A 12864-nucleotide genomic window follows, 5' to 3' on the forward strand; every position below is an offset into this window, starting at 1 on the left:
ATCATGCAGCGCGCGCGGCGTGAGATTGAAGAAGGAAAAGGCGACCGCCGGTCAATCGTCCTCACCAGCATTCCGTTTCAAGTCGGCAAATCCGGCCTTGTCGAGAAAATCGCCGAAGCCGCCAAAGACAAGCGCATCGAGGGTGTGTCCGACATCCGCGATGAATCGACCCGCAAGGGCGTGCGCATTGTTATCGACCTAAAGCGTGATGCGACCACGGACGTCGTCCTCAACCAATTGTGGCGCCACACACAGGCGCAATCAAGCTTTCCGGCCAATATGCTCGCCATTCGTGGTGGACGACCAGAGGTTCTGAACCTACGCGATATCATCGAAACCTTCATTCGTTTCCGTGAAGAAGTCATTACCCGCCGGACCAAGTTTGAGCTCAACAAGGCCCGCGAACGCGCGCATTTGTTGCTTGGCCTTGTGGTCGCGGTTACCAATTTGGACGAAGTTGTGCGGATAATTCGTGGTTCGGCCAGCCCCGCCGAAGCGCGCGCTGCCTTGATTGCACGCAAATGGCCGATTGCCGAAATCGCATCCTACATCAAATTGGTAGAAGCTGTAGAAGCCGAGATTAACGGCGACAGCTATCAATTGTCCGAGTTGCAGGTCCGCGCAATTCTGGAGCTACGCCTCCATCGTTTGACAGCACTTGGTCGCGACGAGATCGGTAAAGAGCTTGCAGGGCTCGCAGAGACCATTACCGAACTTCTCGCCATCTTGGGCGATCGTGTAAAGCTATACGCTGTCTTGCGGGACGAACTCGTCACCATTGACGCCGAATTCTCCACGCCGCGTTTGTGCGAAATCACCGCAAGCTGGGATGGGCTCGATGACGAAGACCTCATGGAGCGTGAGGAAATGGTCGTAACCGTTACCCATGGCGGTTATATCAAACGCACCGCTTTGGCGACGTTCCGCGCGCAGAACCGGGGCGGCAAGGGCCGCGCGGGTATGGCGACCAAGGAAGAGGATGCCGTTACAGAATTGTTCGTGACCAGCACACATACGCCGGTTCTGTTCTTTTCCAACGTCGGCAAGGTGTATCGCCTCAAAGTATGGAAGCTTCCGGAAGGTGGCCCGTCGACACGCGGACGGCCAATGGTCAACCTGCTGCCACTTGGCGAAGGTGAAGTCATTTCCAACGTTTTAACCCTGCCCGAGGATGAAGCTGAATGGGGCGGCCTCAGCGTCGTATTTGCAACTGCAAAGGGCTATGCCCGCCGCAACAGCATGGACGCCTTTGCCAATGTGCCAAGCAACGGCAAAATCGCAATGAAGTTCGAAGGCGAAGATGCCGACGATAAACTGATTGGCGTCGAGCTGTTAAGTGCCGAAGATGACGTCTTGCTTGCAAGCCGCAATGGCAAGGCCATTCGCTTTGCCGCCGACGACATCCGCGAATTCCAAAGCCGCGCATCGACCGGCGTTCGTGCTATGAAGCTTGTCAAGGACGACGCGGTTATTTCGCTCTCCATCCTGAGACGCGTTGGCACTTCGGGCGAAGAGCGTGAGGATTATCTGCGCTTTGCTCCGTGGAAGCCGGAAAAAGAGGGCGAGCCCACCATGACCGCTGAACGCATCACCGAAATGGCGGAGCGTGAGCAGTTCATCCTCACCGTCTGCGCCAATGGCTATGGTAAATTGTCGTCGGCTTATGGCTATCGCCGCACTGGACGTGGAGGCCAGGGCATCACCAACATTGACAATATCGAACGTAACGGCCCAGTCGTGGCCAGCTTCCCCGCGACTAAGGGCGATCAGTTGATGCTCGTCACGGATCAGGCAAAGCTCATCCGCATGCCACTCGAAAGCTTGCGCGTTCTCGGCCGCGGAACCGCTGGCGTGCGTTTGTTCAATGTCGGCGACAATGAACATGTGGTTGGCGCGGCGAAGATTGATGAGAGCGATGAAGGTGACGACGAGGGTGCGGTTGCTGCCGACGATGTTGCTGCTCCGAAAGCAAGCGACCCAGAATGACAACTGCGAATGCACAACTAACGGCTTTCTGCCGGTCCTCCAATTCAATACCCGGAAAAATACGCTGAAATTCGCACAAATGTGGTGTCATGACGTCAGTCGAAGCGACGGCTTTAAACAGTAACTCTGGGTTTTTTTCAAACGCCGTCAACGCATCGGCATCGAGCACTGTGGGAACGCGGCATCCAAGCATTTTGAGGACCGCTTGCTTGGCCCCTGCCCCCGGACCAATGGCAAAGGCAGATAAGCGGTCGACCACAAAGTCTTAAGCCGGGTTAGCTTCCCGCAGCATGATTGCGGTAACGTGGGCGGCATGTTCCGCCAGCGCAGCCCTCTCACCAACGATGGTTAACACCCATGCGCCCGCGCCTGAGCTGATAGCCGCGACGCACCGATGTGCAACGCTGCCCACTCCACACTATCGCGTGTCCCCTGCTATGTTTATGCGCGTCAGATGGCGGCGGAACCAGGGTTGGCCGCAATATCGTCCCGTCGGCAGAAGAGTTAAGTGTAAATCTCATAGCCCATCTTGGCGCTTTTGCCTGTGCAGCGACAAAGATTTTTGATAGCCGCGCCGAATGAGCAAAAATTTTGATGTCCAGATTATCGGTGGCGGCCTTGCTGGCTGTGAAGCGGCGTGGCAACTCGCGCAGCGCGGCGTGCGCGTAAAGCTGTCGGAAATGCGTGGAACAGGGGAAATGACGCCGGCGCACCAAACCGATGGCCTGGCTGAATTGGTATGTTCCAACAGCTTCCGTTCGGACGATGCCGAAAACAACGCCGTTGGCCTTCTGCATCAGGAAATGCGCGACTTGGGATCGCTTATCATGCAAGCGGCTGAGGTCGCTAAGGTTCCTGCGGGTTCTGCGCTGGCCGTGGATCGTGATGTTTTCTCAGAAGCCGTAACCAAGCATATTGAAAATAACAATAATATTGAAATTGTACGCGAACGGGTTGACGTTATCCCAACGGACCGCCCCGTCATAATTGCCACGGGCCCCCTGACTGCGACAAATCTTGCCGAAAGCATCATGGCTAAAACGGGCGAAGACCGCTTGGCGTTTTTCGATGCGATTGCACCGATTGTCTATCATGACAGCATCGACATGGACATCGCTTGGTATGCGTCGCGTTGGGACAAGGGCGAAGGCAAGGATTATATCAACTGTCCCATGGACGAAGCACAATATCGCGCCTTTCACCAAGGCTTACTCGATTCTGACAAGGCCGAGTTCAAGGAATGGGAAACCAACACCCCGTATTTTGAAGGCTGCATGCCTATCGAAGTTATGGCTTCACGCGGGTTGGACACATTGCGCTTTGGCCCCATGAAGCCTGTGGGTTTGGATAATCCGACAACGGGCCGCTGGGCGCACGCAGTCGTCCAACTGCGGCAGGATAATAAGCAGGGCACATTGTGGAACATGGTCGGGTTTCAAACGAAGATGAAATACGCTGCTCAGGTTGACCTTCTGCGTACAATACCAGGCCTTCAAAATGCAGAATTCGCACGACTTGGCGGCTTACATCGCAATACCTTCATTCGGTCTCCCATCTTGCTTGATCGCCAGTTGCGGTTGAAGTCTGCGCCGCATATTCGCTTTGCAGGCCAGATCACGGGTTGCGAGGGCTATGTCGAAAGCAGCGCCGTCGGCCTTATGGCCGGCATCATGACTGCCGCTGACCTTGCTGGTCGCACGGTCACTGCGCCGCCTTCCACGACGGCACTTGGCGCGTTGCTTGGCCATATCACCGGCGACGCAATGGCCGATGATTATCAGCCCATGAACATTAACTTCGGCCTGTTCGCGCCGCTCGAGGATAAAGTGCACAAGAAATCACGCAAAGCAACGATGACTGGCAGGGCCCGCACCGACTTGAACGCGTGGATCGCAGCCCAATCTATAGCGGCTTAACAACGGCACCCCGGTTTGGCGACCAGCTTGGGACGTGTTTGGGCAAACTCCTTACGGGTCAGTAACTGGTCCATATTTCTATCTGCGCCTGCAAAGCGTTGCCCGGTCGCGGCCGCCCATTCTTCAAACGTCAGCAGATTTTTGCCATCGATATCCAGCGCCTTAAACGCCTTGGTTCGGCTGCCCATCATCTCAAGCCGCAAAACCAGCTCGTCTCTGTTGCGATTTTAGCGATTGAAGCGCACCTCTTCGCGGCTCGCCTTCGGCGCTTCAGGCGGTGTTGGAGGCGCGGGCCCAAAAGCTGGCGCGTTTGCCGCAGCTTCGGGAAGCGCGTCCGAAATCATGGCAGGCGGCGGCGGCGCGGGTATAACCGATTTCTGATTTGCTGCGGTTTGCCAAAATAATAGCCCTGCCAGCACCATGAGCAATGCTGCAACTCCGCCAATGAGAACTCGCTGCCTTGCTTGCGCCTCCTTCAATACAGCCCAGTTAAAGCGCAATAATGCTAAAGACCCGTTAAAGCATGCCAGACCAAACGCGGACCCGATGCGGTTCGAACAGACATATTAAGTATCGACAAAGGCCGCAATGCACGCCCCTTTGGCAGCGCCGCAAGCGGCGCGGTGGCGCTATCGGCAACGCGTTGCGGAAAGGCCGTTCGTAAAGTCTCGATAGCCCATAGCCGTCCGATAGGCCGAACGTCCTGCGCACTCCCCGCCCAATTTGCGTAGGTCTGGAATATCGCTTCAGCGCGCAACTGGGTATGCTTGTCCGCTACGGCTTGGGTCCATTCATCGCTGCCCAGCAACTCCTCCCACGCAGACACCAGCGCCTCAAGCGCGGACATTGGAATGATGCCCCCAACCGCGGTGAGCGCTTGCAATAACGGCTCCCCTCTCGGACGTTGATCCAGCGCTTCGGCAAATGCGTCGCGCCACCACGCCATCTTGATTTGCGCGATCATAGGCTCCCGAGCTGTACGCACGATATCACCAAAACGCATGTCAATCTGCAGCAACAACGCGAACGCAGGCCGGAGATGAGCTGGCACGTACGCAATAGCCAAACGGGTTGGAGGAAGAATGTCCAAACTAACATCAGTCATATGGCTGTAACTTCGTGGATAGATAAGTAATCGTTAATAAAATAAGAAGTATTTTTCTTCAACATCGAGAAACCATATTTGGTTGGACTCGCTGGCAGCGACGGCATCCATAATAATGAGAATGTTACGGCTGCCAACTGTCCATGGGGATCACTTAAATGCCAGCACAACAGGTCATCAATCCCCCACAATTTTGTGGACACCGGCCACAATCTTGTCGACATTAATCAGCGCCCCTTTTTCGAGGTTCGCCGCGTAAGGCATTGGCACATCTTCGTTCGTAATACGCAGCACAGGCGCGTCCAAATCGTCGAAGCCTTCTTCCATACATATCGCTAATATTTCGCTGCCGACCGAACACACGGGCCAGCCTTCTTCGGCCACAACCAAGCGGTTGGTTTTTGCCAAGCTTGCCAATATCGTCGCCTTGTCCAACGGACGGATAGTGCGCAAGTCGATGACCTCGGCGCTAATGCCCTCTTCTGCCAGTTTGGCCGCGGCCTCAAGTGAAAGGCCGACACCGATGGAATAACTGACGATCGTTACGTCGCTTCCTTCGCGCATAATCCGGGCTTTGCCGATTGGTACGACAAGATCATTCCCCGCCGGAACCTCGTAAGTCCGGCCATAGAGCAACTCATTTTCTAGAAAGACCACAGGGTCCTCGCAACGGATAGCTGCTTTCAAAAGGCCTTTCGCGTCCGCCGCGTCATAAGGTGCAATAACAATAAGCCCCGGAACACTGGCGTACCAAGGCACGTAGTTCTGGCTATGCTGCGCGCCAACACGCGCCGCCGCACCATTTGGACCGCGAAAAACGATGGGGCAGCGCATTTGTCCACCCGACATATAATTGGTCTTCGCAGCAGAGTTGATGATGTGGTCAATCGCCTGCATAGCGAAATTAAATGTCATAAATTCGATGATTGGTCTTAATCCGCCCATTGCGGCGCCAGTGCCTATGCCTGCAAAACCATATTCGGTAATGGGCGTATCGATGACGCGGCGTGCGCCGAACTCGTCAAGCAGCCCCTGTGTGACTTTATAGGCGCCCTGATACTCGGCGACTTCCTCACCCATTACAAACACGCGGTCATCGCGGCGCATTTCCTCTGCCATGGCATCGCGCAATGCTTCACGCAAAGTTACCGATTGCATATTGCCGTTGGAAACGATTGGGTCGGGCTTGGGCGCTACCTTAGCAGGTGTCTCGTAAGGCTGTGTTACCGGCGCAGGGTCGGCCCTGGCGTTGACGTTTGGCTCAGCAGAAGGCGTCTGCTCTTTATCTTCGCTTAAAATCAGCGCAATGACCGTACCAACCTTTACGCCATCCGTGCCCTCAGCAACCGTAATCGAGGATATAATACCCTCATCGACCGCCTCGAACTCCATCGTAGCCTTATCGGTTTCGATTTCAGCAAGGATATCGCCTGACTTCACACTGTCGCCTTCTTTGACCAACCATTTGGCCAAAGTGCCTTCTTCCATCGTTGGCGAAAGCGCGGGCATCTTTAGTTCGATTGCCATCAATATTGCTCCACCAGGACGTCGGTATATAGTTCGGAAAGATTGGGTTCCGGTGACGTCTCGGCAAAGTCCGCGGCTTCGTTTACAATTGTCCGGATTTCTTTTTCGATCAGCTTCAGGGCATCTTCGCTGACACCCATCTCGGTGAGATATGCCTTGCATCCTTCAATCGGGTCGCTGTTGTCGCGCACGGACTGGACCTCGTCGCGGCTGCGGTACTTGGCAGGATCTGACATGGAATGCCCCCGATAACGGTAGGTTTTCATTTCCAACAATACAGGGCCCTTGCCGCTGCGCACCCAATCCAGCGCAACCTCGGCTGCACCTCGGACCGCAAGCACATCCATGCCGTCTACCTGAATACCGGGAATGCGGAAGCTTTCACCTCGGCGGTAAAGTTGATCTTCGGATGACGCACGGTTGACGCTTGTTCCCATCGCATATTGGTTATTTTCAATCACGAAAATGATAGGCAGCTTCCAAAGCTCAGCCATGTTGAAGCTTTCGTACACCTGCCCCTGATTGGACGCACCATCACCGAAATAGGCAAGGCACACACCGCCATCGTTCGCATATTTATGCCCGAAGGCAAGGCCCGCGCCCAGTGACACCTGCGCGCCAACAATGCCATGTCCGCCGTAAAATTTATGGGCCGTCGAAAACATGTGCATCGACCCGCCCTTACCCTTTGATATGCCAACTGCGCGGCCTGTCAGTTCGGCCATAATGATATTTGGATCTATGCCATAAGCCAGCATGTGACCATGGTCCCGATATCCTGTTATCACGCTGTCCTTACCCGGCGTCAGCGCGGATTGCAGCCCAATCGCCACCGCTTACTGCCCGATATACAAATGGCAGAAACCACCAATAAGACCAAGGCCATAAAGCTGCCCTGCCTTTTCCTCAAACCGGCGGATAAGAAGCATGTCGCGGTAGAACTTCAAAAGCTCTTCCTTGTGCGCTTTATACGGCTTCGGCTCATCCGGACGCTCGCGGTTGGCGCGGCCTGCATCCTCGCTAACACTGGCCTTTTTGGATGATGTCTTCTTCACTGGGGTGGTGGCCAAAATTATTTCCTTTTGTGGAACTTTTATTTGCGCATGCAAAGTGCCTAATCAAAATGACCGTGTCTGAAAAGCGCTTTTCCGTTGCGCAAAGCAGCAGATAGCTATTCATTTTGTGCGCGGCGTATCACTTCAGTGGAACGACAACCTCATCAGGGGCGACAACGTTCAATTCCTTGCGCATCAATTCCCCAGCCAAGTCGGGGTCTACATTATCCCGATCCAGCAATAACTGACGGTTACGCAGAGCGTCCCGTTCCTTTTTTAATTTTGCCAACTCGACTTTCCGTTCGCTCAGTGCCAAACGATAATCGGTCCAGGCGATGATCCCCGTCGGGCCAAGCAAGGCGTATAATGCAATGCCGAGCAAGGCCAAAAGCGCCAGTGCGGGACCAACAACCGATTTTAAATATTCGGGTTTTTTATTGCTTCGGAACATCATTTAATTGAATCATATTTTACACGAAATGGCAAGGAAATCGGGCTCAGCGGAAAATGCTCCGTCCAGCATATACCGCAGAAGCGCCAAGCTCTTCTTCGATACGAATAAGCTGGTTGTACTTGGCTAACCGGTCGGAACGCGCAAGGCTTCCAGTTTTGATCTGACCGCAATTGGTCGCGACCGCAAGGTCAGCAATCGTCGCATCTTCGGTTTCGCCCGAACGGTGTGACATGACTGCCGTGTAAGACGCACGGTGCGCCATGGACACGGCGGCGAGTGTCTCGGTCAGGGTGCCAATTTGGTTAACCTTCACCAACAAAGAGTTTGCTAAACCCTTGCCTATCCCCATGGAAAGACGCTCCGGGTTGGTTACGAACAAATCATCCCCCACCAACTGAACCTCTTGGCCAATTTTGTCCGTGATGGCCTTCCAGCCTTCAAAATCATCTTCGCTCATGCCGTCTTCAATCGACAATATCGGATAATCCTTGCACAATGCCGCAAGATAATCTGCCATTTCGTGCGGTGAGAGCGAAAGCCCCTCTCCCGATATCTCGTATTTGCCATTGCGGAAAAATTCGGTTGCTGCGCAATCCAGCGCCAACACGACGTCGTCGCCAGCCTTGAACCCAGCCTTTTCAACCGAGGCCATTATGAAATCGAGCGCAGCGCGTGTTGATGCCAAATTCGGTGCAAAACCACCTTCGTCGCCAACCGAGGTCGCGAGACCCTTTTTATGCAGACCCTTCTTGAGCGTGTGGAATATTTCAGATCCCCAACGGACAGCTTCAGATATCGAGCCAGCCCCGACTGGCATCACCATGAACTCCTGAAAGTCAATGGGGTTGTCGGCATGTTCGCCGCCGTTGATGATGTTCATCATTGGCACCGGAAGCACATGCGCATTCACGCCGCCAACATATCGATATAAAGGCAACCCGCGCGCATCTGCCGCAGCCTTCGCAACAGCAAGACTGACCCCTAAAATCGCGTTAGCACCAAGATTTGACTTATTGTCGGTGCCATCAAGATTGATCATCACCGCATCGATATTTTCTTGCTCCTCAGCGTCGAGCTCAACCAAAGCTTCAAAGATCGGACCATTCACCGCTTCAATAGCCCGAAGCACACCCTTGCCCATATATCTGGATGCGTCGCCATCGCGTTTTTCCATGGCTTCATAAGCCCCCGTCGACGCACCTGACGGCACTGCTGCACGGCCAAAGCTGCCATCATCCAACAAAACATCAACTTCAACGGTCGGGTTGCCCCGGCTGTCGAGAATTTGGCGTGCATGAATGTCGAGAATTGCAGTCATAGAAAAAGTCCGTTTGTGCATGTGTAAGGATATGCCAGCGCGTCTATCCTTGTGTTTAGGATTTGGCAACGATGCACCGACATATCGATTTTAAAACTAAATTTGCGGTGCTATAGTTGTCTAAGGCACTCGCAAGACAAATATCAGTCGTAACAAGACATACGCTTTCGCCACCCCATGTTAGAAAGGAGTCATTCTTATGGCCGAAACCCAAAAACCCAAAGCCGTCGCCAAACCCGCGCAAGCAAAGAAGTCGGCAAGAAAGCAAGCGACTGCCAAGCCTGCTGTTAAAACTGCAGCAAAGTCGGCGACTGCTACTGCACCAAAGGCTGTGGCAAAAACACAACCGCCTAAGGGTGAGGCTGGCAACGTCAAATCGAAGGTCAAATCGGGCATAGATGATTTCAAGGCACAAGCAACCGATAGCGTCCGCGCAGCCGCCACGAAGGGCAAAGATCGCGCCACCGAAGCTGTTGACAGCATCAGCAAGCTTATCCGCGACAGCGCAGGCACCATCGATGATAATGTTGGGCAGCAATATGGCGACTATGCCCGAAGCGCCGCCGATATGGTTGAGGGCTTTGCCGGCAAAATGGATGCCAAGGACGTTGACGCGCTTGCGGAAGATGCTCGGCTTTTCGTTCGTAAAAGCCCGGCTATCGCCATCGGTGCTGCCGCCGCAATTGGCTTTGTTCTGGCGCGGCTTGTGCGTTCGGGCGGGAAAGACGCGTAAATCTTAAACACGGGCGGCATTGCAAAATGCCGCCAATGATTGATAAGCGGGTCCAATGAAGACAGATGATCCCAAATATGATGCGGCAGAAGACAATGCTCCGCCTATTGAACCAACCGCCAGCGAGCAGGTTACGTTGGTGATGGAGGATCTGCGTGCGATGGTGAAAGCAGAGATGCGCTATCACCGTTCACGGCTTGACTATAGCCGACATGTGTTGAGCTGGTCGTTCCGTTACGGAGCCATCGCAGCATTCGCATTCGGCGGCGCCTCTATCGCACTTGTTCTTGGCCTAGTGCTGACATTATCCCATCTGATTGGTCCATTAGGGGCCACCTTGCTCGTGACGATCAGCTTTGTAATCATTGGACTCATTTTCGGTACAATGGCTCGAAAATGGATGCGGAAAGTTTACTTTCCGGAGATAGAGAAAAATGTCGACGATCTTACCTGAAGAGCCGGATATTACGGACCGCGACAGTGTCATTTTATCAAATGCAGAACGGCGTTATTTGCGGCGCAAGTTCAACGACAGCTTGGCTGTGACGCGTGATATTCTAAATCCGCGAAATCAGCTCGCGCGTTTCGTTGAACGTAAAACGACGCAAGCGAAACAGGTTGCAGGCGAAACAGTTCAAGCGGCAAAACAAAATGCGCCCGTTCTCGGCATAGTCGGAGTGGGTGTATTGTTGTTTGCGGCCCGCCGTCCGATTTCCCGTTGGATTTCTAGCCTGCGGAAAAGTAAAATCAAAAAGCCCAAAAGCAAATGATATAGGAACGATATATGAGCAAGATTGGCAACAGCATCAAATCCGCAGCCGATAGCGCGAAGGCAAAAACCGCGCAGTCCAGTGTTGCGGTGCGTAAAAAAGCTACGGCAGCCTTTGAAAAAGGCAAAGATACCGCGGTCTCAAGCGTTGAGCAGTCTAAGGTTATCGCTCGCCAGGCCAAGGCAAAGACAAGCGAAGGTATCGACAAGAACCCGCTTGCGATGATAATAGGTGGAATTGCCGTTGGTGCTATCGTCGGCGCGCTTCTTCCGCGCACGGAACGCGAGACAAAAATTTTGGGCAAAACTGGCAAAAAGCTGAACAAAAAGACCCGTAAAATGGCAGAAGCTGCAAAGTTGGCTGGCATGAACCAGGTCGACACGCTCGGCCTCAACGGCGATGCGGTGCGTGCGCAATTCAAAGAGTTTGTTAGCAATGCTGCTCTTGCGTTAAGGGCCGCTGGTCAAGCCGCCACCGAAGCGGCCAAGGAAAAGAATTAAGGATAGTTTTTTGAACGATACGAAATTGCATCTGGTTTTTGGTGGCCGCGTTAAAAACCCACAGACATTGAAATTTACTGACCTCGAAAATTTGGACATTGTTGGCATGTTCCCGGACTATGCCAGTGCCGAGGAGGCATGGAGGGGCGCCGCCCAGCGAACAGTTGATGATGCCGAAATGAAATATCTCGTCGTGCACTTGCATAAGCTTTTGCAGCCGGAAAGCTGACTAAACTAGGGTGGGTCGATTACGCGGTTCGGTATCGCCACAACAACATTGGCCGCGCCAGAAGCAATCCGGCAACAAACCCACCAATATGCGACCAGATTGCAATGGCTACACCAATTCCAGGGCCAACAAACCCCAAAGCTAGATTTAGACCTACCCACGCTAAAGTGAGATGGAAAGGCCGCGCATAAGCGGCGGGAATCGGTCCCCATGCCTTCGGTTTGTTGTTCGGAAACAACAGCGCGTAAACACCAATAACGCCGGATATGGCTCCGCTTGCACCAATGGCTGGCGCCATCATGTCGATGGATAAGGGCAATGCCATAAACGTCGCCAGCCATTCTGTCGCGGAGGCAGCGTAGGCAGACAAGAAATACACGGAAAGGTACAGCCTGCCGCCCAAAACGCGCTCCACCATTTTGCCGATCAGCAGCAACGTCAGCATGTTCATCAGCACATGTGTTATGCCTCCGTGCAGAAAAGCTGCCGACAACGGCGTCAAATATGTCGGAACCAAAAAACCGACGTCCGGAAACGCCACAGCAACGTTGCTAAAGCGGATAGGGAAAAATCCGCCCGCCATCACGGCATGATTCCACCAAGACGGGACCAGTAAAACAGCCGCTATCACCAGATTGATGATGACCAATTTATTTGTAACGGGGCCATGCGGAAACTGCATATCAGGCCACTCAGCGCTTCAAACAGAAGCGCATGATCAGATAAATTCGATTTTAGAAACGAGGTAATATTTGTCGCCAGACGGCACCGTAACCTCGATTTCGTCCTCGACAATGCGTCCAATGAGCGCGCGCCCCAATGGCGAATTGTAGGAGATACGGCCCGCCTTTGCATCTGCTTCGGTTTCACCGACCAGTTGGTAGCGAATTGGCTTATCATTTTCGTCCATCAAGCTGACAGTTGCACCGAAGACGATTTTGTCACCAGATAATGTTGAAGGGTCGATGATCTGCGCACGACCGATCTTGTCCTCGATTTCGGAAATAGAGGCCTCAACCTGACCCTGGCGTTCCTTAGCAGCATGATATTCGGCATTTTCCGACAAATCGCCATGCGCGCGTGCTTCCTCGATTGCTTCCACAATCATCGGACGCTCATCACGAAGGCGCTTCAAGTCAGTCGTCAGCTTTTCATAGCCTTCGGCCAACATGGGATATTTCTCAAAACTCGCCATCAGGCAAAAACCCTTCGTCACAAAAAGTTCCCGACCGGATGAATGATAACAAACCATCCGATATGCAGTTCAATTG

General features: G+C 53.5%; 15 protein-coding genes and 2 pseudogenes. 8 read left to right on the forward strand and 9 right to left on the reverse strand.

The genetic code is table 11. The annotated features are described in order from the left end of the window. The coding region (locus QE270_RS01725; protein WP_300034225.1) for a DNA gyrase C-terminal beta-propeller domain-containing protein at positions 1–1986 on the forward strand (1986 nt) is incomplete at its 5' end. Between the two features lie 31 nt (positions 1987–2017). Here the strand turns inward: QE270_RS01725 and QE270_RS10735 are convergent. Beyond that, positions 2018–2245, reverse strand: a pseudogene (locus QE270_RS10735) (NAD(P)H-hydrate dehydratase); the annotation flags it as partial. A gap of 319 nt (positions 2246–2564) precedes the next feature. On the opposite strand from QE270_RS10735, the gene trmFO reads away from it, so the two are divergent. Beyond that, the gene (gene trmFO / locus QE270_RS01730) at positions 2565–3902 is read left to right on the forward strand and encodes a methylenetetrahydrofolate--tRNA-(uracil(54)-C(5))-methyltransferase (FADH(2)-oxidizing) TrmFO (protein ID WP_300034228.1); all 1338 of its coding nucleotides are present in this window, start codon (positions 2565–2567) and stop codon (positions 3900–3902) included. On the opposite strand, the gene QE270_RS10740 is transcribed toward trmFO, so the two are convergent. Continuing rightward, positions 3899–4093, reverse strand: coding sequence for a hypothetical protein (locus QE270_RS10740; protein WP_366142248.1), 195 nt, complete (start codon positions 4091–4093; stop codon positions 3899–3901). The genes trmFO and QE270_RS10740 overlap by 4 nt on opposite strands. 43 nt (positions 4094–4136) lie before the next feature. Between QE270_RS10740 and QE270_RS10745 the strand changes: the two genes are divergently transcribed. Then, entirely contained in the window at positions 4137–4283 is a 147-nt protein-coding gene (locus tag QE270_RS10745) for a hypothetical protein (protein ID WP_366142249.1), read from the forward strand. A 124-nt stretch (positions 4284–4407) separates the two neighbouring features. Here the strand turns inward: QE270_RS10745 and QE270_RS01740 are convergent, their stop codons facing one another. From QE270_RS01740 to eno, 5 genes and pseudogenes are all read right to left on the reverse strand, one after another. Beyond that, positions 4408–5007, reverse strand: coding sequence for a squalene/phytoene synthase family protein (locus tag QE270_RS01740; protein ID WP_300034231.1), 600 nt, complete (start codon positions 5005–5007; stop codon positions 4408–4410). Positions 5008–5184: 177 nt separating this feature from the next. Next, positions 5185–6534 (reverse strand): pyruvate dehydrogenase complex E1 component subunit beta, encoded by a 1350-nt coding sequence (locus tag QE270_RS01745; RefSeq protein WP_300034233.1) that lies wholly within the window; start codon positions 6532–6534, stop codon positions 5185–5187. Continuing rightward, positions 6534–7589, reverse strand: a pseudogene (gene pdhA, locus QE270_RS01750) (pyruvate dehydrogenase (acetyl-transferring) E1 component subunit alpha). Before pdhA ends, QE270_RS01745 begins: the two are co-directional and overlap by 1 nt. A 139-nt stretch (positions 7590–7728) precedes the next feature. Next, complete coding sequence (locus QE270_RS01755) at positions 7729–8040, reverse strand: septum formation initiator family protein (protein WP_300034236.1); 312 nt, start codon at positions 8038–8040, stop codon at positions 7729–7731. 46 nt (positions 8041–8086) lie between these two features. After that, positions 8087–9361, reverse strand: a complete 1275-nt coding sequence (gene eno, locus QE270_RS01760) for a phosphopyruvate hydratase (protein ID WP_300034239.1) — start codon at positions 9359–9361, stop codon at positions 8087–8089. A 199-nt stretch (positions 9362–9560) separates the two neighbouring features. On the opposite strand from eno, the gene QE270_RS01765 reads away from it, so the two are divergent. From QE270_RS01765 to QE270_RS01785, 5 genes are read left to right on the forward strand one after another with little or no spacing between them, the layout of a single operon-like run. Continuing rightward, complete coding sequence (locus tag QE270_RS01765; protein WP_300034242.1) at positions 9561–10094, forward strand: hypothetical protein; 534 nt, start codon at positions 9561–9563, stop codon at positions 10092–10094. Between the two features lie 55 nt (positions 10095–10149). Continuing rightward, complete coding sequence (locus QE270_RS01770; RefSeq protein WP_300034245.1) at positions 10150–10548, forward strand: phage holin family protein; 399 nt, start codon at positions 10150–10152, stop codon at positions 10546–10548. After that, positions 10529–10864 carry a hypothetical protein gene (locus QE270_RS01775; RefSeq protein WP_300034248.1) on the forward strand — a complete coding sequence of 112 codons (336 nt, stop codon included), beginning with the start codon at positions 10529–10531 and terminating at the stop codon, positions 10862–10864. Before QE270_RS01770 ends, QE270_RS01775 begins: the two co-directional genes overlap by 20 nt. 14 nt (positions 10865–10878) lie before the next feature. Beyond that, positions 10879–11364, forward strand: coding sequence for a hypothetical protein (locus QE270_RS01780; RefSeq protein ID WP_300034251.1), 486 nt, complete (start codon positions 10879–10881; stop codon positions 11362–11364). 10 nt (positions 11365–11374) lie between these two features. Continuing rightward, positions 11375–11593, forward strand: coding sequence for a DUF4170 domain-containing protein (locus tag QE270_RS01785; protein ID WP_300034254.1), 219 nt, complete (start codon positions 11375–11377; stop codon positions 11591–11593). A gap of 19 nt (positions 11594–11612) precedes the next feature. Here the strand turns inward: QE270_RS01785 and QE270_RS01790 are convergent, their stop codons facing one another. Together QE270_RS01790 and greA are read right to left on the reverse strand one after the other, a co-directional pair. Further along, positions 11613–12275, reverse strand: coding sequence for a rhomboid family intramembrane serine protease (locus tag QE270_RS01790; RefSeq protein WP_300034257.1), 663 nt, complete (start codon positions 12273–12275; stop codon positions 11613–11615). Positions 12276–12311: 36 nt separating this feature from the next. Next, a complete protein-coding gene (greA, locus tag QE270_RS01795) occupies positions 12312–12788 on the reverse strand; it encodes a transcription elongation factor GreA (RefSeq protein ID WP_300034304.1) in 477 nt (158 codons plus the stop codon). Positions 12789–12864 lie beyond the last annotated feature (76 nt).

The organism is Sphingorhabdus sp., assembly GCF_029865925.1.
Lineage (GTDB): Bacteria > Pseudomonadota > Alphaproteobacteria > Sphingomonadales > Sphingomonadaceae > Sphingorhabdus_B.

Coding starts and splice junctions, on each gene's coding strand:
- QE270_RS10740 (WP_366142248.1), bottom strand. CDS start 4,093: ATGATGGGCAGCCGAACCAAGGCGTTTAAGGCGCTGGATATCGATGGC.
- QE270_RS01740 (WP_300034231.1), bottom strand. CDS start 5,007: ATGACTGATGTTAGTTTGGACATTCTTCCTCCAACCCGTTTGGCTATT.
- QE270_RS01755 (WP_300034236.1), bottom strand. CDS start 8,040: ATGTTCCGAAGCAATAAAAAACCCGAATATTTAAAATCGGTTGTTGGT.
- QE270_RS01780 (WP_300034251.1), top strand. CDS start 10,879: ATGAGCAAGATTGGCAACAGCATCAAATCCGCAGCCGATAGCGCGAAG.
- eno (WP_300034239.1), bottom strand. CDS start 9,361: ATGACTGCAATTCTCGACATTCATGCACGCCAAATTCTCGACAGCCGG.
- QE270_RS01790 (WP_300034257.1), bottom strand. CDS start 12,275: ATGCAGTTTCCGCATGGCCCCGTTACAAATAAATTGGTCATCATCAAT.
- QE270_RS01745 (WP_300034233.1), bottom strand. CDS start 6,534: ATGGCAATCGAACTAAAGATGCCCGCGCTTTCGCCAACGATGGAAGAA.
- trmFO (WP_300034228.1), top strand. CDS start 2,565: ATGAGCAAAAATTTTGATGTCCAGATTATCGGTGGCGGCCTTGCTGGC.
- QE270_RS01770 (WP_300034245.1), top strand. CDS start 10,150: ATGAAGACAGATGATCCCAAATATGATGCGGCAGAAGACAATGCTCCG.
- greA (WP_300034304.1), bottom strand. CDS start 12,788: ATGGCGAGTTTTGAGAAATATCCCATGTTGGCCGAAGGCTATGAAAAG.
- QE270_RS01765 (WP_300034242.1), top strand. CDS start 9,561: ATGGCCGAAACCCAAAAACCCAAAGCCGTCGCCAAACCCGCGCAAGCA.
- QE270_RS01775 (WP_300034248.1), top strand. CDS start 10,529: ATGTCGACGATCTTACCTGAAGAGCCGGATATTACGGACCGCGACAGT.